Source organism: Mycobacteroides saopaulense (assembly GCF_001456355.1).
Taxonomy (GTDB): Bacteria; Actinomycetota; Actinomycetes; order Mycobacteriales; family Mycobacteriaceae; genus Mycobacterium; species Mycobacterium saopaulense.
In genome coordinates, this window is the sequence record NZ_CP010271.1 from 397,913 (window position 1) to 420,990 (window position 23,078).

A 23,078-nucleotide genomic window follows, 5' to 3' on the forward strand; every position below is an offset into this window, starting at 1 on the left:
AGCCTTCGTCCATGAGCCTGCTGTTCGAGCCATACCGGCTGCGCGACATCACCATTGCCAATCGGATCTGGATGTCGCCGATGTGCCAGTATTCGGCCGATCCCGCCGGGCCCCTGACCGGAACTCCGAACGACTGGCACCGCACCCATCTGCTCAGCCGCGCGGTCGGCGGGGCGGGTCTGGTGTTCACCGAGGCCACGGCCGTCAACGCGCAAGGGCGGCTCTCCCCGTACGACACCGGGCTGTGGAATGACACCCAGGAACAGGCCTGGGCGGCCATCGTGGAAGGCATCAAGGGTTTCGGTGCGGTCCCGGCGGTGCAGCTCGGACATGCCGGGCGTAAGGCGTCGACCGTCGCTCCCTGGGATGGGCACCACTCCCTGGACCCCTCGGATCCACTGAGCTGGCAGACAATTGGTCCGACCGATGCGCCGTACGGCGACTTCGTACCGCCCGTGGCGGCCACGGCCGCCGACCTCGCCGGGATCGTCGACGACTACGTGCGTGCCGCCGAACGCGCGTTGCGCGCGGGCTTCCAGGTGCTAGAGGTACACGCCGCACACGGCTATATCCAGCATCAGTTCCTTTCCCCGGCAAGCAATACCCGCACCGACGAGTACGGCGGCTCCTTCGTTGGGCGGGCCAAGCTGACCTTTGACACCGTCACCGCCGTGCGCACCGTATGGCCCGAACATCTGCCGCTGTTCGTCCGGGTGTCTGCGACCGACTGGGTATCGGAGGAGCCGGGGCTGGAGGCGCAGAGCTGGACACCCGATCAGACGGTCGAGCTGGCCAGGCTGCTGCATGTGCGCGGGGTGGACCTCATCGACGTGTCCACGGGCGGCAACGTGCCGCACGTGCGCATTCCGACCGGCCCGGGATACCAGGTGCGATTCGCGCGTCGCGTACAGAGCGAAACACCGCTTCCCGCAGCGGCAGTCGGCATGATCACCGAACCTCACCAGGCCGAATCCATCCTGGCCGCCGGTGATGCCTCCGCGGTGCTGCTGGGTCGGGAGCTGCTGCGCGACCCATACTGGCCGCGACGCGCGGCGCGTGAGTTGGGCGCAGAACTGAGCCCCGCGGTACCCAAGCAGTACGCGCGGGCCTTTTAACCCGGCAGCCGGGATAGCACCAGCCGCAGCACCTTGATGGCGGCGGCTTTGTCCAGTGGGGAATTTCCGTTGCCGCACTTGGGTGATTGCACACATGACGGACAGCCCGCCTCGCACTCGCAGGCATCGATCGCGTCGGCCGTGGCGCCCAGCCAGATAGCGAGTTGCTCAAATCCGCGCGCCGCAAAACCTGCTCCACCGGGGTGCCCGTCGTAGACGAAGACCGTGGGCAGACCGGTTTCGGGTTGAAGTGCGGTGGACACGCCGCCGATATCGCCGCGATCGCAGCTTGCCACCAACGGCAGCAGACCGATTGCGGCGTGCTCGGCGGCATGTAGGGCGCCGGGGGTTCCGAGCGCATCGATATCGATGGCCGCCAAGGCTTCCGGAGTGACGGTGTACATGACTGCCTTGGTGCTCAGCGTCGAGGAGGGCATGTCGAGCTCGACGAAGTCCAAGATCTCGCCGGTCGCCAGCTTGCGTAGATACCCGATCACCTGGTGCGTGACGTCCACCGGCACCAGTCCGATCTGCACGTCGCCAAGTTCGATTCGCTCCCCCTCGCCGGTGATCGCGATGTCGATTGTGGATCTGGCGAATGTTGAGTAGTCCGGACTGGCATTGTGTACCAGGGCGATTCCATCGCCGAAATCCAGCGAATCGACAACGTAAGTCTCGCCGGAATGTAGATAGACGGCGCCCGGATGCACCGTGGCCGGGGCGCGACCGGTATCCACAGTTCCCAGTACTCGGCCGGTATCGGCCTCCAGGATCATGATCTGACCGCCGATCGAGCCACGGATATCAACCGCCGCATACGGATTGAGGCCAGGAGCGGCGAAGTACCCGCCCGGTCGCTTGCGGAGAAGTCCGTCGTCGACAAGATCGGCGACCACGTCGGCCGCGCCCAGGGATCGCACGTCCTCCTCGGTCAAGGGGAGTTCTGTTGCCGCGCAGAGTAGGTGGGGCCTCAGGACATGTGGATTGGTCGGATCGATCACCACCGCCTCGATCGGCTTGTCCAGTAGCGCGCCCGGATGGTGCACCAGGTAGGTGTCCAGCGGATCGTCGCGGGCGACCAGTACCACCAAGGAGCCCTGGCCGCGTCGGCCCGAGCGGCCGGCCTGTTGCCAGAAGGAGGCCACGGTGCCCGGGAAACCGGCCACCACGACAGCGTCCAGCCCGGCGATATCCACCCCCAGCTCAAGGGCATTCGTCGTGGCAGCGCCGGTCAGGGCACCCGTCGACAGCGCCTGCTCCAGGGCTCGGCGGTCTTCCGGAAGATACCCGGCCCGATACGCCGCGACCTGGGACACCAACGCCGGATCGACTTCCGCGAGCCGATGCGCGGCACCCAATGCCGTCATCTCCGCGCCCCGCCGTGATCTGACGAAGGCCAGTGTGCGGGCTCCCTCCTGGACAAGGTCGGCCAGTAGGCGGGAGGTCTCGGTGCTCACGGGGCGCCGCACCGGTGCCCCGTTCTCGCCGGTGATCGGCAGCAGTGGTGGCTCCCAGAGCACGACGGTGCGCATCCCGTGGGGCGACCCGTCGGCGAGCACCTCCTCGACCGGCTGGCCGATCAGGGCCTGGGCGGCCGCGCCCGGATTCGATGTGGTGGCACTGGCGAATACCACCGTGGGATGCGAACCGTAGCGCTCGCACAGACGCAGCAGCCGTTGCAGTACAAGCGCCACATTCGATCCGAAAACACCACGGTAGTAATGGCATTCGTCCACCACGAGATAGCGCAAGCCGCGCAGAAATGCCGACCAGCGGGTGTGGTTGTGCAGTAGTGACACATGCATCATGTCGGGATTGGTGAAGATCCAGCGCGAGCTCTCGCGGGCGAATCGCCGTAATTCATTGGAGCTGTCACCGTCATACGTGGTGGGCAACACCCGCTCGAAAATGTCAATCCCCGTGATTAATTCGCGCACCGAGCGCAACTGGTCATGTCCGAGAGCCTTGGTGGGCGCCAGGTAGAGCGCCCGCGCGCGCGGTTCGGTGGCCAGCGCGGTCAGGATCGGCAATTGGTAGGCGACCGACTTTCCGGATGCGGTGCCGGTGGCAACTACCACGTGCCGACCTGCGAACGCCAGGGAAGCGCCGGCGACCTGGTGCGACCACGGAGCCGTCACGCCCTGCGCGGCGAATGCGGCTACTGCACCGGGGTGCGCCCACCGCGGCCAGGCGTCCACCTCGGCATTTCGGGCAGGGATATCGCAAATATGCCGTACCGGAGTTTCTCCGCCGGGGGTGCCGGCCACGATGAGGTCCAGCAGTTCACGGCCGTAACCGACTGTCACCGCAAAACCCCTCGTGACCTGCACACTTGTGCCAAAACGGTGTGCAGTTCGCTACCGCATATGGCCATAACGCCAGGGTAGGGCAGGCCGAAAGGGGGCCTAAGTTTCGCCACTGTTCACCGAACTTCCTATCAATTATGTGGCGCACCGCTATCGCCAACGGCGTAAACATGCTCTACTTAGGGCGGTCGCAGCTTCTGTGTTCGTGTTTTGCACTCGCAGGATCGACGTTGCGGTCGCGGTTCCTGCGAGGGTCATCTTCACGGGGTATGGCGGTCGGAACGGGGCCCGACGTACCGAACGGCGCGTCGCACCCGGTGTAAGAGAAGGAAAATCAAGAAATGCCACAGGGAACTGTGAAGTGGTTCAACGCGGAAAAGGGCTTCGGGTTCATTGCTCCCGAGGACGGCTCCGCCGACGTCTTCGTCCACTACACGGAGATTCAGGGCAACGGATTCCGTACCCTGGAAGAGAACCAGAAGGTTGAGTTCGAGGTAGGCCAGAGCCCCAAGGGCCCCCAGGCTACCGGCGTCCGCGCCGTCTGACCCACATCCGTCGAAGGAACGCCCCTGGCCATGTGCTGGGGGCGTTTCTCGTCTCCGTGGACTCGCGAGCTGGGGCACCTCCCGCTTGTGGGGGCACGTATGAGTCCCTCGACACGCGAGTGAACGGGTGCATTTGGGTCTGCTCGCGGAGGAACCCGAGAAAGTACTGTCTGTGACTGTGAGCCAGCTGTCCTTCTTTTCCGCCGAATCGGTGCCCCCCGAGGTCACCGATCTGGCGGGGCTGCTGGCCGGACCGGGGCAGGTCGTCGTCAGCGGAGCGGGGGCCCGCATCTCGGTGGTCGTGGACCAGCCGTGGCGCGCCCTGGCGTTAGCCGAGATGATCACCGATACCGGTCTGCAGGCGGAGGTCGGCCACACCGAGACCGGCACAGAGAACCATCCGCTGGTACGCACCGCGATAGACCCCGCCGTGCTGCCGATCGCGCGCGAGTGGACCCGTGGCGCCGTGAAAACCGTGCCACCGCAATGGCTACCGGGCGCGCGTGAACTGCGTGCCTGGGTGCTCGCCGCCGGCTCGCCGGAGGCCGACCGTTATCTGCTCGGGCTGGATCCACACGCCCCCGACACGCATTCGCCGTTGGCGGCGGCGCTCATGCGTGTGGGCATTGCCCCCACGCTGATCGGAACACGAGGAGCCAATCCCGCGTTGCGGATCAGTGGGCGGCGCAGGTTGGGGCGGCTTCTGGAAAACATCGGAGAACCGCCCGGCGACACCGATGCATTCCGCGTTTGGCCGCGGGTTTAGCAGGGTTTAGCAGCGGTTTTGTAAGGACTCGGACACACATTTGGCCACCCTGATATCCGGAATACCGGCGCCTATATGCAAGGCTAGGTTTGCGCAATTGGCGTGGGGCTGTCATCTTGTGACCACGGTGGACCGCCGGTACACCGTACATATGCGGCTATAAGCGCAGGTAAGGAGGCGAAGCTGTGCGACGGCTCGTCATCGTCGAATCACCGACGAAGGCCCGCAAGATCGCTGGCTACCTCGGCGACGGTTACGTCGTCGAATCTTCGCGTGGCCACATCCGGGACCTGCCCCGTGCCGCTGCCGACGTTCCGGCCAAATACAAGTCGGAGCCCTGGGCCCGCCTTGGGGTGAACGTCGACGCAGACTTCGAACCTCTCTACATCATCAGCCCGGACAAGAAGGGCACCGTCACCGAGCTCAAGGGCCTTCTGAAGGACGTCGACGAGCTCTACCTCGCAACGGACGGTGACCGCGAGGGTGAGGCCATCGCCTGGCACCTGCTGGAGACGCTCAAGCCCAAGGTGCCCGTCCGGCGCATGGTCTTCCACGAGATCACCGAGCAGGCCATCCTCGCGGCCGCCCAGGACCCCCGCGACCTCGACAACAACCTCGTCGATGCGCAGGAGACCCGGCGCATCCTGGACCGGCTCTACGGCTACGAGGTCAGCCCCGTGCTGTGGAAGAAGGTCGGACGTAACCTGTCCGCCGGGCGCGTGCAGTCGGTGGCGACCCGCATCATCGTGCAGCGCGAACGCGACCGCATGGCGTTCCGCAGCGCCGGGTACTGGGATCTGGGTGCCGAGCTGGATGCCGGCAGCGAGGCCAAGCCGCCGCGCTTCAACGCCCGGCTGCTGAGCGTGGATGCCCTGCGGGTGGCCTCCGGCCGCGACTTCGACTCGTTGGGACAGATCAAGAAGGCCGACGAGGTGCTGGTCCTCGATGAGACCCGCGCCAACGCCCTGGTCGCAGGGCTGTCCCAGGCCACGTTGACGGTTGCCTCCGCCGAGGAGAAGCCGTACACGCGCAAGCCCTACCCGCCGTTCATGACCTCGACGCTGCAGCAGGAAGCCGGGCGCAAGCTGCGGTTCTCCTCCGAGCGCACGATGAGCATTGCGCAGCGCCTGTACGAAAACGGTTACATCACCTATATGCGTACCGACTCCACGACGCTGTCGGAATCGGCATTGACTGCGGCCCGCAGCCAGGCCGCGGAGTTGTACGGAAATGAATACGTGCACCCTTCGCCGCGGCAATACACGCGCAAGGTGAAAAATGCGCAGGAAGCGCACGAAGCTATTCGCCCGGCGGGGGAGACATTCAAAACTCCGGGCCAATTGCATTCCTCGCTCGATAACGACGAATTCCGTTTGTACGAGCTGATTTGGCAGCGCACCGTTGCCTCGCAGATGGCCGATGCCCGCGGCACCACGCTGAGCCTGCGGTTGGCCGGTAGCGCCACCTCCGGCGAGCAGGTGGTGTTCACCGCGAGCGGTCGCACCATCACGTTCCCCGGCTTCCTGTCGGCGTACGTGGAGACCGTCGACGAGCTCGCCGGTGGCGAGGCCGACGATGAAGAACGGCGTCTCCCGCAGCTCAAGCAGGGGCAGACCGTCACGGTCGCCGACCTGTCCGCGGACGGCCACACCACCAACCCGCCCGCTCGTTACACCGAGGCCTCGCTCATCAAGGCCCTGGAGGAGTTGGGAATTGGACGTCCGTCGACCTATTCGTCGATCATCCGGACCATCCAGGACCGCGGCTACGTGCACAAGCGCGGTAGCGCGCTGGTGCCGTCGTGGACCGCGTTCGCGGTGATCGGGCTGCTGGAACAGCACTTCGGCCGTCTCGTGGACTACGACTTCACCGCTGCCATGGAAGACGATCTCGACGAGATCGCCTCCGGCAACGAACGCCGCACAAACTGGTTGAACGCCTTCTATTTCGGTGGCGAGCACGGTGTCGAGGGTTCGGTGGCGCGCGCCGGCGGTCTCAAGCGCCTGGTGGGTGTGAACCTGGAGGAGATCGACGCCCGCGAGGTCAACTCGATCAAGTTGTTCGACGACGACCAGGGTCGCCCCATCTATGTGAGGGTCGGAAAGAACGGCCCGTACCTGGAGCGGATGATCACCGGGGACGACGGGGAACCGGCTCCCCAGCGCGCCAACGTCAAGGATGGCGTCACCCCCGACGAGCTGACCGTGGAGATGGCCGAGCAGCTGTTCGCGATCCCGCAGGAGGGGCGGACGTTGGGTGTCGACCCGGAGACCGGGCACGAAATCGTCGCCAAGGATGGACGTTTCGGGCCCTATGTCACCGAGGTGCTGCCCGCACCACCGGAGCCGGTCGAGGACGAGAAGCCGAAGCGGGGCGCCAAGAAGGTGGAAGGTCCCAAGCCGAGGACGGGCTCGCTGCTCAAGACCATGACATTGGAGACGGTGACACTCGAGGACGCGCTCAAGCTGCTCTCGCTGCCGCGTGTGGTCGGTGTCGATCCCGCCAACGGCGAGGAGATCACCGCGCAGAACGGCCGGTACGGTCCGTACCTCAAGCGCGGCACGGATTCTCGCTCGCTGGCCACCGAGGACCAGATGTTCACCATCACCCTCGACGAAGCCTTGAAGATCTACTCGGAGCCCAAACGTCGTGGTGGACAGGCAGCTTCGGCCGCACCGCTGCGTGAGCTGGGTGCGGATTCGGCAACCGGCAAGCCGATGGTGATCAAGGATGGCCGCTTTGGCCCCTACGTCACCGACGGTGAGACCAACGCCAGCCTGCGCAAGGGCGATGACGTGCTGTCGATCACCGATGAGCGGGCCTCCGAGCTGCTGGCCGACCGGCGTGCGCGTGGCCCGGTGAAGCGGGCCAAGAAGGCACCCGCCAAGGCGGCCAAGAAGACTGCCGCCAAGAAGGCGCCGGCGAAGAAGGCTGCCAAGAAAGCGACCTAGCCGTGGCGCGGCCGCGCCACCTGGGTTGACACCGTGCGGCCGCGCAGTTCGACGGTCTCGCCGACGTCCCAGCGCAGCGCTTCCTCATCGCGGGCTTCCATCACCGCGGAGGCCGATGCCAACACATTGCCGGGCTCGTTCTTGGCGAGCTCGGTCAGCCGGGCCGCTTCGTTCACGGGGTCGCCGATGACGGTGTACTCGAAGCGGGCCTGGGCGCCGATGTGGCCGGCGATGGCCCGCCCGGCGGAGACGCCGATGCCGAAGTCGTTGGAGCCCAGCACGTTGGTGAGTTCGCCGGACAGCTCGCGTGCCGCGGCCAGTGCCGCCGCGGCACCGTCGGGATGGTCGATGGGGGCGCCGAAGATGGCCAGCGCCGCGTCACCTTGGAACTTGTTGACGAAGCCGCCGTGTTTGTTGACGGTATCGACGATGACCCGGAAGAACTCGTTGAGTACCCGCACGACCACTGCCGGACCGCGAGTGGAGGCCAACTGGGTGGAGCCCACCAGGTCCACGAAAAGCACTGCGACACTGCGCTCCTGACCGCCGAGCTCGGTGCCGTACTCGAGTGCGCGGCGCGCGACATCCTCGCCGACGTAGCGGCCGAACAAGTCGCGCAGGCGTTGCCGTTCGCCGAGGTCGCGCACCATGTCGTTGAACCCGGCCTGCAACAGTCCCAGCTCGCTGGCGTCATAGATGGGCACGTGGGCGTTGTAGTTGCCGCGTTGCACTTCGCTGAGCGCCCAACGTAACTGGCGTAGCGGGTCGGCGATCGAGGTCGCCACCAGCAGGGTGCCCATCAGTCCGATGGCCAGCGCGATGATGGCCAGGATCAGGATCGAGCCGGTGAGGTTGTCGGCGTTGGATTTGAGGTATCCCGCACGTTGGCCCACCACGGTGAGCACGATGGCCAGGATGGGCACACCGGTGCTCAGTGCCCAGGTGAGGATCTGGCGGACGATAACGCCGGGGGCGGTGACGTTTTCGGGTACCCCGCGGCGTAGGGCCTGAATGGCGACCGGCCGCAGCACGCGTTCGGACTGCAGGTAGCCGATGATGCTGGTGGTGGTGGCGCCGAGCACGGTCGCGAACGCGGCGACCAGCACCGAGCTGTGGGTGGACGACCACGTGACGGCGACGAAGATCGCGCCACCGACCAGCCATGTCGCGACGCTGATGACAGTCCGATAGAACGGCATCTGCAAGGCGCGGACACGGACCGCCTCGGAGCCCTCGGACTCGAAGTCGGGGGAGCTGTACTGCCACCGCAGGACCGGTAACAGCAGATAGGTGCTGACGATGGCGCCGGCGACAAACAGGATGAACAGCGAGACACCGAGGATGATCAGTCGTGCCGGGCCGAGCTCTGTGAGTTCGACGCGGTCACTCGGTGGCAGACCGAAGCGGAGAAAACCCAGCACGAACAGCGCGCCCACCAGGTTGGACTGGGCGATACCCATGATGAAGAGGGGCCATGGGGTCCGCATAACCCAGCGGGAATACCGGGCTGCGCGTGCAAGCGGGCGCTGATCGGCCCTACCCTGCGCGCCAGTCACCCGTTAACCGTAGCTGTCGGTGGTGACGGAGACGTTTCACACGCCTGTGCGGATGCCCGGGGAGTCGGCGCCGGCGGTTAGGGTTGGAGGCGATGAGCGGGGTTTTCGGGCGCCTGGTGGACCAGGGAGCGGTGGTTTCCACGCTCTCGTCGGCGGCAATGGCTGCCCGCGGTGAGGACGTGGGTCGGATGACGCACGCGTGGTTGTTCACCGGGCCGCCTGGGTCGGGCAGGTCGGTGGCGGCCCTTTGTTTTGCCGCGGCCCTACAGTGCGAATCGGATGGCGTAGCCGGTTGTGGGGAATGCCGTGCCTGCACGACCACGATGGCAGGGACCCATGCTGACGTGCGCAGAGTCGTCCCCGAGGGATTGTCGATCGGTGTCGACGAGATGCGTGCCATCGTGCAGGCGGCGTGGCGCCGGCCGAGTACCGGGCGGTGGCTGGTGGTCCTCATCGAGGATGCCGACAGATTGACCGAGGGCGCGGGCAACGTGCTGTTGAAGGTTGTCGAGGAGCCGCCGCCGCGGACGGTGTTCCTGCTGTGTGCACCGTCGGTGGACCCGGAGGACATCTCGATCACGCTCCGATCGCGCTGCCGGCATGTGGCGCTCGTCACCCCGTCGGTGACCGCTATCGCGCAGGTGCTGATGGAACGCGACGGCATCGATGCCGAGCAAGCGCAGTGGGCGGCCTCGGTCAGCGGAGGACATGTGGGGCGGGCGCGCAGACTGGCCACCGATGAGCAGGCCCGGGCACGCCGGCTCAGAGCTCTGGGCTTGGCCCGGGAGGCCGCCACCCCGACCCGGGCATACGCCGCGGCCGAGGAGCTGGTGACCAGCGCAGATAACGAGGCCAAGGAGCTGACGGCCGCGCGCAACGAGGCCGAAGAAGAGGAACTGAAGACGGCATTGGGTGCCGGGGGTACCGGCAAGGGGGCGGCGACTGCGCTGCGCGGATCTGCGGGGGTCTTGAAAGATCTTGAGCGTAAGCAGAAGTCGCGTCAGACCCGGGCGTCGCGGGACGCGCTGGACCGCACGCTCATCGATTTGGCAACGTATTTCCGGGACGCCCTGGTGCTGTCGTTCGGTGCTGCCGATGAGGGCGGGGTGGCGCTGCATCATCCCGACATGGCCGATCGGCTCGGGCCGATGGTCGACAGGGTGCCGCCCGAACAGCTACTTCAGTGCATCGAGGCGGTTTTGGAGTGCCGAGAAGCTCTGGCGGTCAACGTGAAGCCCAAGTTCGCGATCGATGCGTTGGTTGCGACGGCTGGGCAGGCGCTGCGCCCGTCGGAATGAGATTGGGCGTCGCGGCAGGGGTGCCGTAGACTCTCGGGCGCTGGGTTCGCCCGGCGCGCCACCCTAGCTCAGTCGGTAGAGCAATTCACTCGTAATGAATAGGTCAGGGGTTCGATTCCCCTGGGTGGCTCCACATGGTTAGCCGGTAGCTTCCGGCATGCCGCTCCGGCCACTCTCCTCCCGGTATGTGCCTTGGCCTGGGGACCGTCTCGTATGTGAATGCCGATTGCGCAGACGTGCGTACCTTCGGCGCGGGTCTTCATCAGTTGTCGATGCATGGCGGTGGATCCCCAGAGCGGGCCTTCTGCTGTGACGGGACCCACTGTTCGCTAAATTGTTGGGTATGTGGATGGCGCGCGGCAGGGAGTTACGTCGATCTCTGCGGCGCGTATCCAGTCGCGAGAACTCGATTGTTGCCGCGGTGGACGAGTGCCTCGCGCTGTCGAACGGCCAACGCACGATCTCGGAGGCGGCACAGGCGTGGGCAGCGGCCAATGGTCGATCGATGACCATTGAAGATGCGCCGCTGTCGCCGGGGGTCTTCGGGCAGTGGCTTTCCTTCCCAGACAGGGATCTTGTGCAAATCGGGCACGGCATCGTCGGGCGCGATCGGACGATTGCTCACGAACTGGGGCATATGGTGTTAGGGCATCGTGGTGTCCCGGTGACGGAGTATGCGGCCGAGCATGTCCAGGCTGTGCCGCCGGAACTGGTTGCCCGGATGTTGCAGCGCAGCTGCGGTGGCGGCCATGCGGCTGGTGAGCATGGCGATCTATGGTCGGATGACGAGCTTGCTGCTGAGCGTTTCGCAGGCCTACTGGTCCGTCGCCTCGGAGCCGGACGGAGCGGTCCGTCGAGATGGAGTCCCTATTTGGACGACGCGCTGGGGTGATCACCCGCTCAGCGTGGGAGTTCATGCAGATCGTGCGCGTCACGGTTCTGCTGGGCTTTCTGCCGATTCTGTTGTACCGAGTTTGGCGCATCTGGCGCTACCCGACATCGCCTCCGGCAGTGGCCGCCACGGGTTTTGGCCTGTTGGTGTGGATATGGATGCTGGCGTTCACCGACCGGGTATGGGCCACCATGCCGCCGGGCATGCATGCCGTCAGCATGGGTGGTTGGGCGATAGTGACGATGGCGGGATGTCTGCGGATTTTCGCCATCGGCATCAACGGCGAAGCATCTCCGGCGCAGATTCGCCGTGGCGCACGAATCTCACTCGTGGTTACTGCCGGCGTTCTCGTCGCGGTTGCGTTGACTGCGTGTCGTAGCTCGGTGCTTGTCAACGCGGATGACCTGTATACGGTGACCAACGCACTGGTGGGCGGCGGCGATTCCTGGGCCATCCTGGCTGCGGTGTTGAGTAATGCGTTCGCTGCTGTGGTGCTTGTCCAGCTTGCGTGGGTCGGGTGGAGACACGCTGATCGAACACCGGTTGGCGCAGGGTTGGGGTTGCTTGCTGCCGCGTCGGCATTCGAGTTTGTGGCGATCGTCAGCGGTGGAATCTGGCGTCCGTTGAGCCGCGGTGAGGGGCTGATGGCGCGTCCTGCCGGGCTGTGGCTGCAGACCTTCACGGGCAGCGTCGGTGCAATGCTGCTGATCGGGGGCTTTCTCTGGCCCCCCGTGATGCTACGGATTGAGGCGCACCGAGATCTTCGGCGGCTTGCGCCGATCCACGACAGGCTGACTGGAATGTTCCCGAGACTGCGACCGTCGATGAAATCGCAAATCATGTTGTCGGAATTGGTATATGAATGGGCAACGGATGTTCAGGATGGTCTCACGCTGCTGGCGCAGCGCCGGCATGTTCCATTTGAAACCAGCGTGCGGGCTCCCATCCATATGCCGGATCGTATTGCAGCTATTAATGATTGGCTGTCCGGTGACTCAGTGCCCGGATTCAACACGGGATGGCTCCAGGCGCCACCCGGCGTAAGTGACAATGTGTGGGTGTTCGCCATAGCCGATGCCTACCGGCGTGGTGGCCGGTCGAGGGTTTCGGAGGGCAGCGCTGCGTGATCACCGACTCGGAATGGCAAGGCATGCAGAGCGTGCGAATCGCCGCGCTGTTATGCCTGGTTCCCGTTCTGCTATACCGGATCTGGCGTGTATGGCGGTATTCTTCGTCGCTGCCGGCTAAGGCCGTGACAGGTTTTGGTGTGTTGCTGTGGTTCTGGTTGTTGGCGTTCACCGACGCGGTCTGGTCCGTCTCGCCGACGTGGTTGCGGACGGCCAGTGCGGGCGGATTTGGGGCTGTCACGCTTGCCGCTTGTCTGCAGGCATTCATCCTGGGTATCAGCCGCCGTGCGACGTCCGTGCGGATTCGTCGTGATATGTGGGTCGTTGCCGCGACCGCGACCTGCGTGCTTGTCGTGGTGGCCGTCGCCACGGCCTTCAGTGATGAGTCTCTGATGTTGGAGGACGCTTATCAGTTCACCAACGTATTGATGGAGGGCAGCGATACGGGCTTGGTCGTAGCTTCGGTGACGAGCAGCACGTACGTCGCCGTGGTGCTTGTGCAATTGATATGGACAGGGGCTCGGAACGCGAACCGGACACCGACGGGGATTGGGCTGGGGGTGCTGGCCGCCGCATCGGCGGTGGAGTTCACCGTGTTGGTCGTCGGAGGTATTTGGGCGCCGCTTGCTCGCGGCAGCCTGATAAGTGGGAACCGCTTTGGGCTGTGGCTGCTCACAGTTCCGGCGTGCGGGGTGACGGCGCTCGTGATTCTGGGATTCCTCTATCCGCCTCTATCGCTACATTTTCGGGCGCGGCGAGCGGTGCAGACGCTCAAGCCGCTCCGTGACACGCTGGCGGCCCGGTTCCCTGGTCTTGGCCCGCCGATTGCTCCCGCGACGCGATTGTCAGAGTTAGCGTTTGAGTGGACCACTCACATTCAGGACGGCCTCACGCTGTTGGCGCAGACGCGCGGCTTGCCGCTGAGCACCGGCGCGGAGATTCCTTCGGATAAAGCAGAACGTGCCGATTCGGTGACTGATTGGCTTATCGGACAAGAAGTCCCGGGGTTTAGTGCGGAATGGCTGCACGCTCCCGTGGGCATGGATGACGAAACGTGGGTGCTTGCGATCGCGGACGCCTATCGTGAACGTCAGGACGGCTTGGAGGCCCCGGCTTCCTTGTCGGGGATGCCCTCGACCTTGCGTAAGTGATCGACCATGTCGGCGATCGCCTGTCGACTGTTCTCGGATAGCGCGTAGCTTCGTTGCGCGATTTCGCGCACCTTTGAATCACGCAGCTGCACAAGCCAATCCAGATCGCGATTCACGGACGCCGCGTAATCGGAGTCGTAGAAGTAGGCGGGGCTGACCTGAAAGAATTCCGCGAGCGCCGTGACGATCTCCGGGGCGGGGTTGGATCGTTCGCCCTTACGTAAGAGCGACAGATAGGGCGACGACACCTCGACGCCGTGATCGCCGAGTGCGGCCACCACCTCGTTCAGGGTGTAGGGGCCGCGCCCGGCCGGATGCACGGTGGCAAACAGATGGCTCAACCGTTGTGCAAAGTCCGGCACTGAACCCCCTTACATACTGTCGATCTGCTGCCCAACGATACACGTAGATGCTGTGCTGCTCACCGTAGGTCTGAGTGTGTCTGGGCCAATGCAACGTATCGAAAGGATAAGTGATTGACAAGCGCTATTTACTGACAGTAATGTCCGGGGTGTTCGTTCGGCTAACCAATGCCGAACGCGTCGGCTGGTCAAACGTTGTGCTCATCGTGGGGTTGGGCACAGCGGGTGGTCAGCCGAATTTTTTGAGGCGCCGTCGCTGCTCAGGTAAGGCCGAGTGCACTGTGATGCACCAGTGCACTGGCGATGAGGACGACCCCCAGGCACAGGAAAATCACCCGAATTGCGGTGGGACCGTGTCGCGTCACCGCCCGGACCAGCCCGCGTTGCACTCTCCGGGCGCGCGGAGAGCGGCGCGTTGAGAGCACGAGAATCAGCAGGCTGGGCAGTATCGCGATCGTGCAGTAGCCGACCAACAGCAGCGGCCACATCGACGGTAGCGGCTGGCGGGAGGCGAGCATCGCCAGCGCGCTCAGATATGGCACCGAGGTAGGGGCCTCCGCCAGTCCCAGTGCCAGGCCGACCAGCGCGAGAAGCCACGGATGGCGCCGCGCAATGGTGCGAATCCACGGCGGGGTCACCGGTTCGGTGAACCAGGTCAGCGCCGCAACCGCGATCAGCAGGATGCCGATGACCAGTTGGGCCCAGTACCGGGTGGACGGGGTGATATCCGTGCCGCCGGCGACATCGGTGAGTGAGCGCACTCCGAGCACGGTCGTCAGTCCAAACGTGAACAGCGCCACAAACAGTCCCGTGACAAAGCTCAGGCCGCCGGGAAATGCCGAGCGGCGTTCCAGCCGGGTCACGTAGACGATCGTGGTGGCGATGCCGATGTTGAGCACGTTGAGGGCGTCCAGGCAGGCAAATCCCGCGAACGCCAGCAACAGGGTGAGCACGATTCCAGAACTTACGGGAAGGTCGATCCTGTTCCGGCTAGCGCGGCGCTGTGGGCACGGCCACAGTGGCGCACCGGGGAAGCGCCCCAGGTGTGCCGTTGCTCGGCTGGTACGACTGGATCACACTCTGACCTGGGCCGACGGGACCGCCGGTACTCTGGACCGGATGCCTACTCAGACCTCGGCCGCCGCTGCACCCTTGCATGGATTGCGGGATGTGCGCACGTACATCGACATCGCCGTCGTGGTCGCCGTACTCGTGGCCACCAATCTGATCGCTCACTTCACCACGCCGTGGGCCAATTTCGTCGTGGTCCCGGTGGCCGCGATCGGTCTGCTCGCACTGATTCGTTATCGCGGCCATTCCTGGGCCGAGCTGGGTTTGGGGCGCGACCACTGGCGTTCCGGTGCCAAGTACGCCGCCGTCGCGGTGGTGATCGTCGGTGCGGTGATCGGCATCGGACTGTTGCTGCCGATCACCCGACCCATGTTCCTCAACAGCAGTTACGCGACAACGGTTTCGGGCGCGCTGCTCGCCTCATTCGTGCTGATCCCGCTGCAGACGGTGATCCCCGAGGAGCTGGCCTTCCGTGGAGTTCTGCACGGGACGATGGCTCGGGCCTGGGGCTTCCGGGGTGTCGCGGCGGCCGGTTCGCTGCTGTTCGGCTTCTGGCATATCGCGACATCACTGGGCCTCACGACCGGCAACGTCGGCCTGACGAGGCTGCTGGGTGTGGGTCTGTGGGCGCAGATCGCCGGAGTCGCGGGTGCGGTGGTGGCCACGGCCATCGCGGGGTTTGTGTTCACCTGGCTGCGGCGCCGCAGTGGCAGCCTCTTGGCTCCTATCGCCCTGCATTGGTCGCTCAACGGCATGGGAGTGCTGGCCGCGGTTCTGGTCTGGCACCTGATCTAGCCCCAGACGACGACCCCGGTCGCCGCCAGGAACAGCAGCTGTTCGGCGGTACGCCAGCCCAGCGGTGTGCACAGCGGGTTGGACCGTTGGCTCGCGGCGTACACGTTGGCCGGGAACATCGCCACTAGCAGCACCCCCAGGCATGCGGCCGCGGGCACCCTGGTGGCAGGAACCAAGACGCCGACCGCGCCGAGCAGCTCGAGCACCCCCGTCAGTGCCACCAGGAAGCCGGGTGCCGGAATCTGCGGCGGGACGATGGCGATCATCGCGTCACGCATCTTCGGGACGAAGTGTGCGACGCCGGTCAACGTGAACATCGCGGCGAGGCCAACCGCCGCCGCGGCCGGCCACGAATCGACGGGCGCGAATCCCAGCGCACCGGTCAGTCGGGCCAGCAGGGTCCCCACGGCCAAGGCAATCAACGGAGCCATGACCATCTCCAATCTTGTCAGTGACTAGTTTGACGATACTCGCGAACTAGTCACTGTCAAGATCCGGGTTATGCTGGTGCCATGTCGTACCACCACGGCGATCTACGGGCGGCCATCTTGGCCAGTGCGGCCGATATGGTGACGCGCCGTGGCGCCGCCGAATTGTCGCTGCGGGAGTTGGCGCGCGAGGCGGGGGTATCGCATGCCGCGCCCGCCCACCATTTCGGTGACCGGCGCGGACTGTTCACGGCCCTGGCCGCCGACGGATTCACCCGACTCGCCGAGGCCCTCGACGGCGCCCATCCCGACTTCCACGCCTCGGCCCTGGCCTACGTCGAGTTCGCCTTGGCTAACCCGGGCCACTACTCGGTGATGTTCGAACCCGCGCTACTGGACTCCGCTGACGCGCGGCTGACCGAGGCGCGCGATCGCGCCGCTGCTGCTCTCGACGCCGGCATTGCGACACTCACACCCGAGCAGACATCCGCCGATAAGACCACCGCCGCTCGCGCGGCGTGGTCCCTGGTGCACGGGTTTGTCTCACTGTGGTCCACTGGGGTGCTGAGGGATTGTCGCGATGACGCCGATCCGAAGCAGGTCGCCTCGAAGATCGCGTACGCCCTGTTTCCGCCCAGCCGCTAGCCGAGCAGCACCTTCGCGCCATTGGACTTGTAGTCGGTGTGTAGGTCGATCTCCTTGGGCACCGTTCCGGCCGGCACGTCGTAGACGAGCACCGATCGTTTTTGTGCGCCGGGTCCCAGCTCTGCGCCCGGTTCAAGTTGTTCGGCGTTGCGCGCCAAGATGTTTGCCATGCTATCGGGCGCGTACTCCGTGCCGGTGGCATCTCGAAGTTTTTGTTCGTCCCCGAGGAATGAGTGCGTTATCTGACCCAGGTTCAGAACCTCGAGATGTACGACGACGAAGGTGCCGGCGGCGGTGGCCTGCAGGGCCGGGTTTGCCGGATCGCCGACGGTGCCAGCGTCGGTCACCCGGGTGACCACAAAAGCGAGATCGCCATCGCGTACCTGCTGGCCGAGTGCGCCGGGCTTGCCTTCTTCCGCCGTGACCACCTTGGTTTCGGCACCGCCGCCGGTGCCGCCGACGTGGATGAGGGTGGGCCGACTCTCCGAGGGCCCGGAGCCTCCGCACGCGGTCACCAGGATGCCGGTAAATACCAGGACAGCAAGGTATTTCATGGTCATGAGGTGCGCATGACCGGGAGAATGACGGATGAAGGTCGATCCTTGTCGTGATGAACCTCGAAGTGGATCGGGACGATGCGGCTGGCGGTCGCCAGCGGCTCGCCCGAGCCGGTGTTGCGGGCGTGATTGGGGAAGGCGCCACCACTGACCTGAATTCGCAGCCGGTGCCCTCGCGCGAAGCGGTAGCCGGTGGGATGCATGGTGACCTCAATCGGAGAAACCGCCGTACCGTTCAGCCTGACGATTCCATCGGAAACATTGCGAGACACACCTTTTCGGTCCACATCGCAGAGCCTGACAAATACGTCGCCCTGCCCGCTGTCGGTGGTCGCGTAGATGGATGCCGAGACCGGACCGATGAGGTCCAGATCGCTTGTCAGTGCGGTGGTGGTGTAAACCAAGACATCGGATCGCTTCTCGGTCGACGAGTTGTCTCGCTGACCGGCGGCCCTGGTGTCCAGTAGCGGTCCGCCCACTACCGGCGTGGGATCCGCCGGGTCGTAGGTAAACGTGTCACTGGAGTCATCACCTTGCGGTGCTTGCCAATCCAGCGCGTGGTCCGCCTGTAGGTAGACCGGGGTGGGTGTCGATTCGCTGGGCGGCCAGTGCTCGAAGTCGAGCCATTGACCGGCCTTCTGCAGGTAGACGCGCACCTTGGCGCGATGTGACGAGGAGATGTCGCCCCGAAGATGCGCAGCCAGCCACGAGAAGCTGTCGGAGACAACCGCTTTGAGCGACTTCATGTGGTCCCATGGGCCGATGGTGATCCGCCGCGGGCAGTCAGCCTTCTGCAACTCGTCGTAGTCGCGCAGTTGACCGACGAGGAGTAAGTCCCACCACCCGGTCACCATGCTCACCGGAGTGCTCAGTTTGGTGAGTGCCGGGGTGTGGTTGATCTCGTCCCAGTAGTCACCATTGGTGTGATCGGTCACGGTGCGCCAGAACGGTTCTGGCTTTCCTATGGCCACGTTGTCGGCGTTGCCCAGTGGCAGGTGGTCCATGGCGCGCCGCACCTGTTTCTCCAGGGCGTTCGTCCGCAGTAGACGTTTGATCTGGGAGCCGCCGTGTGAGCCGATCGAGGCGGACCAGCTCAGCAAGTTGTGCAGATTGAACGCCCCGCCCGGGTAGAAGAGTTCGGTGAAATTGCTGGTGGTGATCGCCGGACACATGGCCGCCAGCGGTGGCTCGACGTACGGCGCTACTGCCCACTGGGTGTGTCCGAGATACGACGGCCCTGCGGTGGCCAGGGTGCCGTCGCACCATGGCTGCTCCCGGACCCAGGCCGCTGTGGCCAAGCCGTCAGCCCGCTCCTGTCGAAAAGCGTCGAATTTCCCTTGGGAACCGAACTGGCCGCGAGTATCCTGCAGGACGACCTGAAATCCTTGGCGTGCCAGCAGTGTTGCCCACATCTGGCTGATGGCGCCGTGTTTGCCGTATGGCGTGCGGAAGATGACGGCGGGCAGTGGATCTTGCCCGGGCGGTCGGAAATGGTCGGTCGCGAGCTGCACGCCGTCGGGCATCCTCACCTTGATGCCCCGACGGGCCTGCACCTCGGCGGTCACGGGTTCGGGCAGGTCGAGCAGCTTTTCCAGGAAGGGCGCGGAAAGCCGACCGGTCCAGGCCAGGGCCAGTTCTTCGAGCATGGCGCCCAATCTACCGGGGCGCGAGCGCCCCGACCGGCCCGACGGCGACGCACAGCGACAATGACTGGGTAATCGGTTGCAGGGTAAGCGAATTGCCGGAACCTGGGAGTCTGATGAATACCCGGTTGAGCCCGGGGCGCACCGGCACCTTGACCCTGGGCCCGTTGGTGAACGATGCCCACACCGCACCCTCGGTATTGGCCAGGTAGTTCAGTTCGACGATCCAATCCGCGGGGAGTAATGGTCCGGTGAGCGGCAGGGTTTGTGTGGACTGGACCAGGTAGCCGCAGCCGGTGACCGGCCCCTCGGTGATGGCGCGTACCCACGTGACCTGCGCGTCCAATAGGTGTCCGTAGCGGTCCAGCATGCGTAACTGCGTTGTGGTGGAACCGATTTCCGGTCGGGGACGGACCAGCGCGAACATATGGCTCAACAGGTTCTCCGGGCGCACCACGTTTTGCAGAACCAGAGGATCGACTTCCTGGTCGAGCACCGCGGGCCCGTCCGCCACCGCCGCCAACGATTCTTTGACATTGGCGATGTACGGCGAGGCGGGGTTATTGCGCCAACTGCGCAGATAGCCGGCCGTCGAGACCAGGCTGCTCCCCACGAACAAGGCCAGCGCCACCGACACCGCCACGGTGCGCCGGGCGGAACTGTCCAGGCATGTGCTGCTCGGTCGATTCGCAGCGGTGAGCCCCACCGCGGCCAGCAGAGTCGCGACGACCACCAGATCCGGTAGATACCGCAAGGTCTGCGCGAGGAGCAGTGCCGTGAACGCCGAGGAGCGCATGAGGTAGATCGGCACCTGGCTGGCGATCAGGTAGCCGAGCAGTGTCAGCCACACCAGCGCGAGGCGCTGCTTGCGATAGCAGGTGAGCAGGACGGTGGCGACAAGCGCGAACGCTCCCAGGCCGATCACGAACGACGACGGTTCGGCCCACGGCGAGCTCGGCACCCAGCGTTCCCAGCGCCACGGTCCGCCCACCAACCCGGGAAGCACTCCATGGGTGAACGAGCGCTGCAGCAGGGACCACGTCATCGACAGATCGGTGCTCCATCGTTTCTGGTCCACCACAACCAGGTAGAGCACGATCCACGCCGCGGTCAGTGCGCCGGCGGGAAGCCAGAGCACTGCTCCCTGCCGCCATGTTCTCCTCAGTGACGACCACCCGTCCCCACGCAGATAGGTCAGCAGGGCCACCACGGCGAACGCCACGAACGGGATGACCACAGACTTCTCGAAGAACAGCAGCCCGCCGAGGAACGCGCCCATGGCCCCCGCGGCATATCTACGGTTGCCGGTGCGATCCAGCAGGACCGCATCCGCCACGAACCAGCACATCGCGGTGAGCATCGGCAGGGAGTTCAGCGCCGCCGCCCACCAGGTAAAGCCAGGTATTGCCAGCGGCGTGAACAGGGCGAACGTCAGCGGCACCAGCAGTACCGGTCGCCAGCCCAGGATTGCCCACAACGCGCGCAACAGTGCCAGTGACGCCAGCGCCTGCAAGATCACCAGGCTCAGCGCGGGCCAGAACCAGTTCAACGGCGCGAGCTTGGTGATCGCGCCCGCCAGCAGGAAGGCCGCCGGCATGACGTGCCCGTCGTGATCGTCGAACAGATAGGACGGCGAGAACAGGCCCTGGATGCCGGCGCGTCCGACCAGGATGAGGTCGTCCCAATAGAAGTCGCCGCCGAACGCCAGCACGCCGCGAACCATCAGCTGCGCCGCGATCAGAGCCGTCGCGGCAATGGCGACACGGTTCAGGTGGGCTGGAAGTCGGGCTCGCACTGCGTAAGGCATTTGGGCCAGACCCTATCTGTAGGGTGGGGCCGAATGCCGTGAGCTATGCGAACACAGAGGGAGTCGCCACGTGCGGGCAATGGTTACCGGAGCCGCAGGGTTTATCGGATCGACGCTGGTCGATCGTCTGCTGGCGGACGGGCACGAGGTAACGGGACTAGATAACCTGGCTACCGGCAAGGTGGCGAACCTGGAGACCGCCGAGGCGCATTCGGCGTTCACGTTCGTCAAGGACGACATCGTCGAGGCCGATCTGGACGCCGTGGTAGCCGAGTACTCGCCCGAGGTGATCTTCCACCTGGCGGCGCAGATCGACGTGCGCCACTCGGTGGCCGACCCCCAGTTCGATTCCTCCGTCAACGTGGTCGGCACGGTTCGGCTGGCAGAGGCCGCGCGCAAGGCGGGCGTGCGCAAGATCGTGCACACCTCCTCGGGTGGTTCGATCTACGGCACTCCGGAGCAGATCCCCACCAGCGAGGCAGTCCCCACCGATCCGCATTCGCCGTATGCGGCCGGCAAGGTGGCCGGCGAGGTCTACCTCAACACCTTCCGGCATCTGTACGGGTTGGAGTGCTCGCATATCGCACCGGCCAATGTGTATGGGCCACGGCAAGATCCGCATGGTGAGGCGGGCGTGGTCGCTATTTTCGCGCAGGCCCTGTTGTCGGGGCGTCCCACCAAGGTATTCGGCGACGGGGGAAACACCCGCGACTACGTCTTCGTCGACGATGTGGTGGAGGCCTTCGTACGTGCCTCCGGTCCGGACGGTGGTGGACAGCGATTCAATGTCGGCACAGGTGTGGAAACCAGTGACCGGCAACTACATTCGTTGGTCGCAGCGGCTGCCGGTGCGCCGGACGATCCACAGTTCCATCCGCCACGGCTGGGCGATCTGCGTCAGTCCTGCCTGGACGTCGCACTGGCCAAGAGCGTGCTGGGATGGGCGCCGCAGGTGGCCCTAGCGGACGGAATCGGCAGGACTGTCGAGTTCTTCCGGAGGCTCGGCGCCGCGTAGCGCCACCGCCCGGGCAAGCCTGGAGTAGCGCAGTTCAAGGTCCTTGAAGCGCAGGTACGTGCTCAAGGTGGTGAAGGCGAACGCGATGATGAGGGCGTACAGCATGAGGTCTGTGCCGCGGCCCAGCCCCAGCCAATGTGCCAGCGTGGTGGTGTCGTTGGGTCGCAAAATCGCGTAGATGCCCGCGATCACGAAGACCACAAACCCGAGTTTCACCCATGCCTTGGCCTGCGCGGTGCTGCGTGACCGCAGCAGATACACCAGCAGCAGCAGGACCGCGACGATCAGCAGCGGCTGTATCCAGGTGATCACGGCAACCTCCGGCGGAACGCGGTGTCGAACATGATGTTGACCCCGTTGATCAGCGATTGGCCCTTGGCCATCGAATACTCGGTGTACAGAATATCGACCGGCTGTTCGGCCACCCGCCAATGATTTTCGGCGATCAGCGCGATGAACTCGCTGGCGTGACCCATGCCGTTCATAGTGATGTTGAGGCCGTTGGCGACGGTCCGGTTGAACACACGCAGTCCGTTATGGGCGTCGGTCAGGTTGAGGCGGCGGGTACGCGGACTCAGCAGCACAACGGTTTTCAACACGATGCGCTTGATGAGGGGCACGTGGCCCGGTGCCGATCCCGCACCGAAGCGGGTGCCGACGATGATGTCGAGTGGTTCCAGGCGCAGCCTGTCCACCATCGCCACCACGTCCTTGACCTGGTGCTGGCCGTCGGCGTCAAAGGTCACGAAGATCTGCGCACCCGGCTGTGCGCGAGCGTATTCCACACCCGTCTGTATCGCCGCTCCTTGCCCGAGGTTGACGGGGTGGCGGACGACGTGTGCGCCCGCGCCGTGCGCGAGTGCGGCGGTACGGTCGGCGCTGCCATCGTCCACACAGACGATGTTGGGGAAGGTGCCGAGCGCCGCGGCGATGACGTCGGCGATGACTGGTCCCTCGTTATAGGCGGGGATGACCAGCCAGACGTCACTGTTACCGGTGTTGCTCACTGGGATCAAGGTAGCACCGGCAACCCGTCGGTGAACGTCGG

Annotated in this window: 21 protein-coding genes and 1 tRNA gene; 12 read left to right on the top strand and 10 right to left on the bottom strand. The window is 65.1% G+C overall.

Translation table 11 applies throughout. The features are described from left to right. Positions 1-11: 11 nt before the first annotated feature. A complete protein-coding gene (locus MYCSP_RS02035) occupies positions 12-1,115 on the top strand; it encodes an NADH:flavin oxidoreductase/NADH oxidase (RefSeq protein WP_088413095.1) in 1,104 nt (367 codons plus the stop codon). Here MYCSP_RS02035 and MYCSP_RS02040 read toward each other — a convergent pair. Beyond that, positions 1,112-3,421 carry a DEAD/DEAH box helicase gene (locus MYCSP_RS02040; protein WP_088413096.1) on the bottom strand — a complete coding sequence of 770 codons (2,310 nt, stop codon included), beginning with the start codon at positions 3,419-3,421 and terminating at the stop codon, positions 1,112-1,114. The genes MYCSP_RS02035 and MYCSP_RS02040 overlap by 4 nt on opposite strands. A 341-nt stretch (positions 3,422-3,762) precedes the next feature. Here MYCSP_RS02040 and MYCSP_RS02045 point away from each other — a divergent pair, with 341 nt between their 5' ends. From MYCSP_RS02045 to topA, 3 genes are all read left to right on the top strand, one after another. Further along, the gene (locus tag MYCSP_RS02045; RefSeq protein WP_005064941.1) at positions 3,763-3,966 is read left to right on the top strand and encodes a cold-shock protein; all 204 of its coding nucleotides are present in this window, start codon (positions 3,763-3,765) and stop codon (positions 3,964-3,966) included. A gap of 178 nt (positions 3,967-4,144) precedes the next feature. After that, positions 4,145-4,732 carry a hypothetical protein gene (locus tag MYCSP_RS02050; protein WP_162266187.1) on the top strand — a complete coding sequence of 196 codons (588 nt, stop codon included), beginning with the start codon at positions 4,145-4,147 and terminating at the stop codon, positions 4,730-4,732. 185 nt (positions 4,733-4,917) lie between these two features. Then, a complete protein-coding gene (gene topA, locus MYCSP_RS02055; RefSeq protein ID WP_088413098.1) occupies positions 4,918-7,683 on the top strand; it encodes a type I DNA topoisomerase in 2,766 nt (921 codons plus the stop codon). Here the strand turns inward: topA and MYCSP_RS02060 are convergent. Beyond that, a complete protein-coding gene (locus MYCSP_RS02060) occupies positions 7,680-9,170 on the bottom strand; it encodes an adenylate/guanylate cyclase domain-containing protein (protein WP_083017383.1) in 1,491 nt (496 codons plus the stop codon). The two genes, topA and MYCSP_RS02060, sit on opposite strands and share 4 nt — an antisense overlap. Before the next feature lie 161 nt (positions 9,171-9,331). On the opposite strand from MYCSP_RS02060, the gene MYCSP_RS02065 reads away from it, so the two are divergent. The 5 genes from MYCSP_RS02065 (at position 9,332) to MYCSP_RS02085 (ending at position 13,707) form a co-directional block, all read left to right on the top strand. Next, positions 9,332-10,537, top strand: a complete 1,206-nt coding sequence (locus MYCSP_RS02065) for a DNA polymerase III subunit delta' (RefSeq protein ID WP_083017385.1) — start codon at positions 9,332-9,334, stop codon at positions 10,535-10,537. A 57-nt stretch (positions 10,538-10,594) separates the two neighbouring features. Next, positions 10,595-10,670, top strand: a tRNA-Thr gene (locus MYCSP_RS02070). Positions 10,671-10,880: 210 nt separating this feature from the next. Next, entirely contained in the window at positions 10,881-11,429 is a 549-nt protein-coding gene (locus MYCSP_RS02075; protein WP_407661580.1) for a hypothetical protein, read from the top strand. A 23-nt stretch (positions 11,430-11,452) separates the two neighbouring features. Further along, positions 11,453-12,556, top strand: coding sequence for a hypothetical protein (locus tag MYCSP_RS02080; RefSeq protein ID WP_157886142.1), 1,104 nt, complete (start codon positions 11,453-11,455; stop codon positions 12,554-12,556). Next, positions 12,553-13,707 (top strand): hypothetical protein, encoded by a 1,155-nt coding sequence (locus tag MYCSP_RS02085; protein ID WP_088413101.1) that lies wholly within the window; start codon positions 12,553-12,555, stop codon positions 13,705-13,707. The genes MYCSP_RS02080 and MYCSP_RS02085 overlap by 4 nt, the downstream gene beginning before the upstream one ends. Here the strand turns inward: MYCSP_RS02085 and MYCSP_RS02090 are convergent. Continuing rightward, positions 13,647-14,069: a helix-turn-helix domain-containing protein gene (locus tag MYCSP_RS02090; RefSeq protein WP_083017395.1), complete on the bottom strand. Its 423-nt coding sequence runs from the start codon at positions 14,067-14,069 to the stop codon at positions 13,647-13,649. The genes MYCSP_RS02085 and MYCSP_RS02090 overlap by 61 nt on opposite strands. A 260-nt stretch (positions 14,070-14,329) precedes the next feature. Next, positions 14,330-15,022 (bottom strand): GAP family protein, encoded by a 693-nt coding sequence (locus MYCSP_RS02095; RefSeq protein ID WP_083017398.1) that lies wholly within the window; start codon positions 15,020-15,022, stop codon positions 14,330-14,332. A 217-nt stretch (positions 15,023-15,239) separates the two neighbouring features. Here MYCSP_RS02095 and MYCSP_RS02100 point away from each other — a divergent pair, with 217 nt between their 5' ends. Beyond that, on the top strand, positions 15,240-15,935 hold the full coding sequence (locus MYCSP_RS02100; RefSeq protein ID WP_083017472.1) for a CPBP family intramembrane glutamic endopeptidase: 696 nt from the start codon (positions 15,240-15,242) through the stop codon (positions 15,933-15,935). Here the strand turns inward: MYCSP_RS02100 and MYCSP_RS02105 are convergent. Further along, positions 15,932-16,366 (bottom strand): DoxX family protein, encoded by a 435-nt coding sequence (locus MYCSP_RS02105; RefSeq protein ID WP_083017474.1) that lies wholly within the window; start codon positions 16,364-16,366, stop codon positions 15,932-15,934. The genes MYCSP_RS02100 and MYCSP_RS02105 overlap by 4 nt on opposite strands. A gap of 81 nt (positions 16,367-16,447) precedes the next feature. On the opposite strand from MYCSP_RS02105, the gene MYCSP_RS02110 reads away from it, so the two are divergent. Next, positions 16,448-17,008: a TetR/AcrR family transcriptional regulator gene (locus tag MYCSP_RS02110; RefSeq protein ID WP_088413102.1), complete on the top strand. Its 561-nt coding sequence runs from the start codon at positions 16,448-16,450 to the stop codon at positions 17,006-17,008. Here the strand turns inward: MYCSP_RS02110 and MYCSP_RS02115 are convergent. Genes MYCSP_RS02115 through MYCSP_RS02125 form a run of 3 tightly spaced genes read right to left on the bottom strand, consistent with a single transcriptional unit; the run spans position 17,005 to position 21,015 of the window. After that, entirely contained in the window at positions 17,005-17,568 is a 564-nt protein-coding gene (locus MYCSP_RS02115) for a DUF4352 domain-containing protein (protein ID WP_088413103.1), read from the bottom strand. The two genes, MYCSP_RS02110 and MYCSP_RS02115, sit on opposite strands and share 4 nt — an antisense overlap. Next, a complete protein-coding gene (locus MYCSP_RS02120; RefSeq protein WP_088415383.1) occupies positions 17,565-19,211 on the bottom strand; it encodes a CocE/NonD family hydrolase in 1,647 nt (548 codons plus the stop codon). The genes MYCSP_RS02115 and MYCSP_RS02120 overlap by 4 nt, the downstream gene beginning before the upstream one ends. Positions 19,212-19,221: 10 nt before the next feature. Then, positions 19,222-21,015 carry a hypothetical protein gene (locus MYCSP_RS02125; RefSeq protein WP_088413104.1) on the bottom strand — a complete coding sequence of 598 codons (1,794 nt, stop codon included), beginning with the start codon at positions 21,013-21,015 and terminating at the stop codon, positions 19,222-19,224. A 70-nt stretch (positions 21,016-21,085) separates the two neighbouring features. On the opposite strand from MYCSP_RS02125, the gene MYCSP_RS02130 reads away from it, so the two are divergent. Further along, complete coding sequence (locus tag MYCSP_RS02130; RefSeq protein ID WP_083017404.1) at positions 21,086-22,030, top strand: NAD-dependent epimerase/dehydratase family protein; 945 nt, start codon at positions 21,086-21,088, stop codon at positions 22,028-22,030. Here the strand turns inward: MYCSP_RS02130 and MYCSP_RS02135 are convergent. Continuing rightward, a complete protein-coding gene (locus MYCSP_RS02135) occupies positions 21,974-22,342 on the bottom strand; it encodes a DUF2304 domain-containing protein (RefSeq protein ID WP_083017406.1) in 369 nt (122 codons plus the stop codon). The two genes, MYCSP_RS02130 and MYCSP_RS02135, sit on opposite strands and share 57 nt — an antisense overlap. Further along, complete coding sequence (locus tag MYCSP_RS02140) at positions 22,339-23,037, bottom strand: glycosyltransferase family 2 protein (RefSeq protein WP_083017407.1); 699 nt, start codon at positions 23,035-23,037, stop codon at positions 22,339-22,341. The genes MYCSP_RS02135 and MYCSP_RS02140 overlap by 4 nt, the downstream gene beginning before the upstream one ends. Between the last annotated feature and the right edge of the window lie 41 nt (positions 23,038-23,078).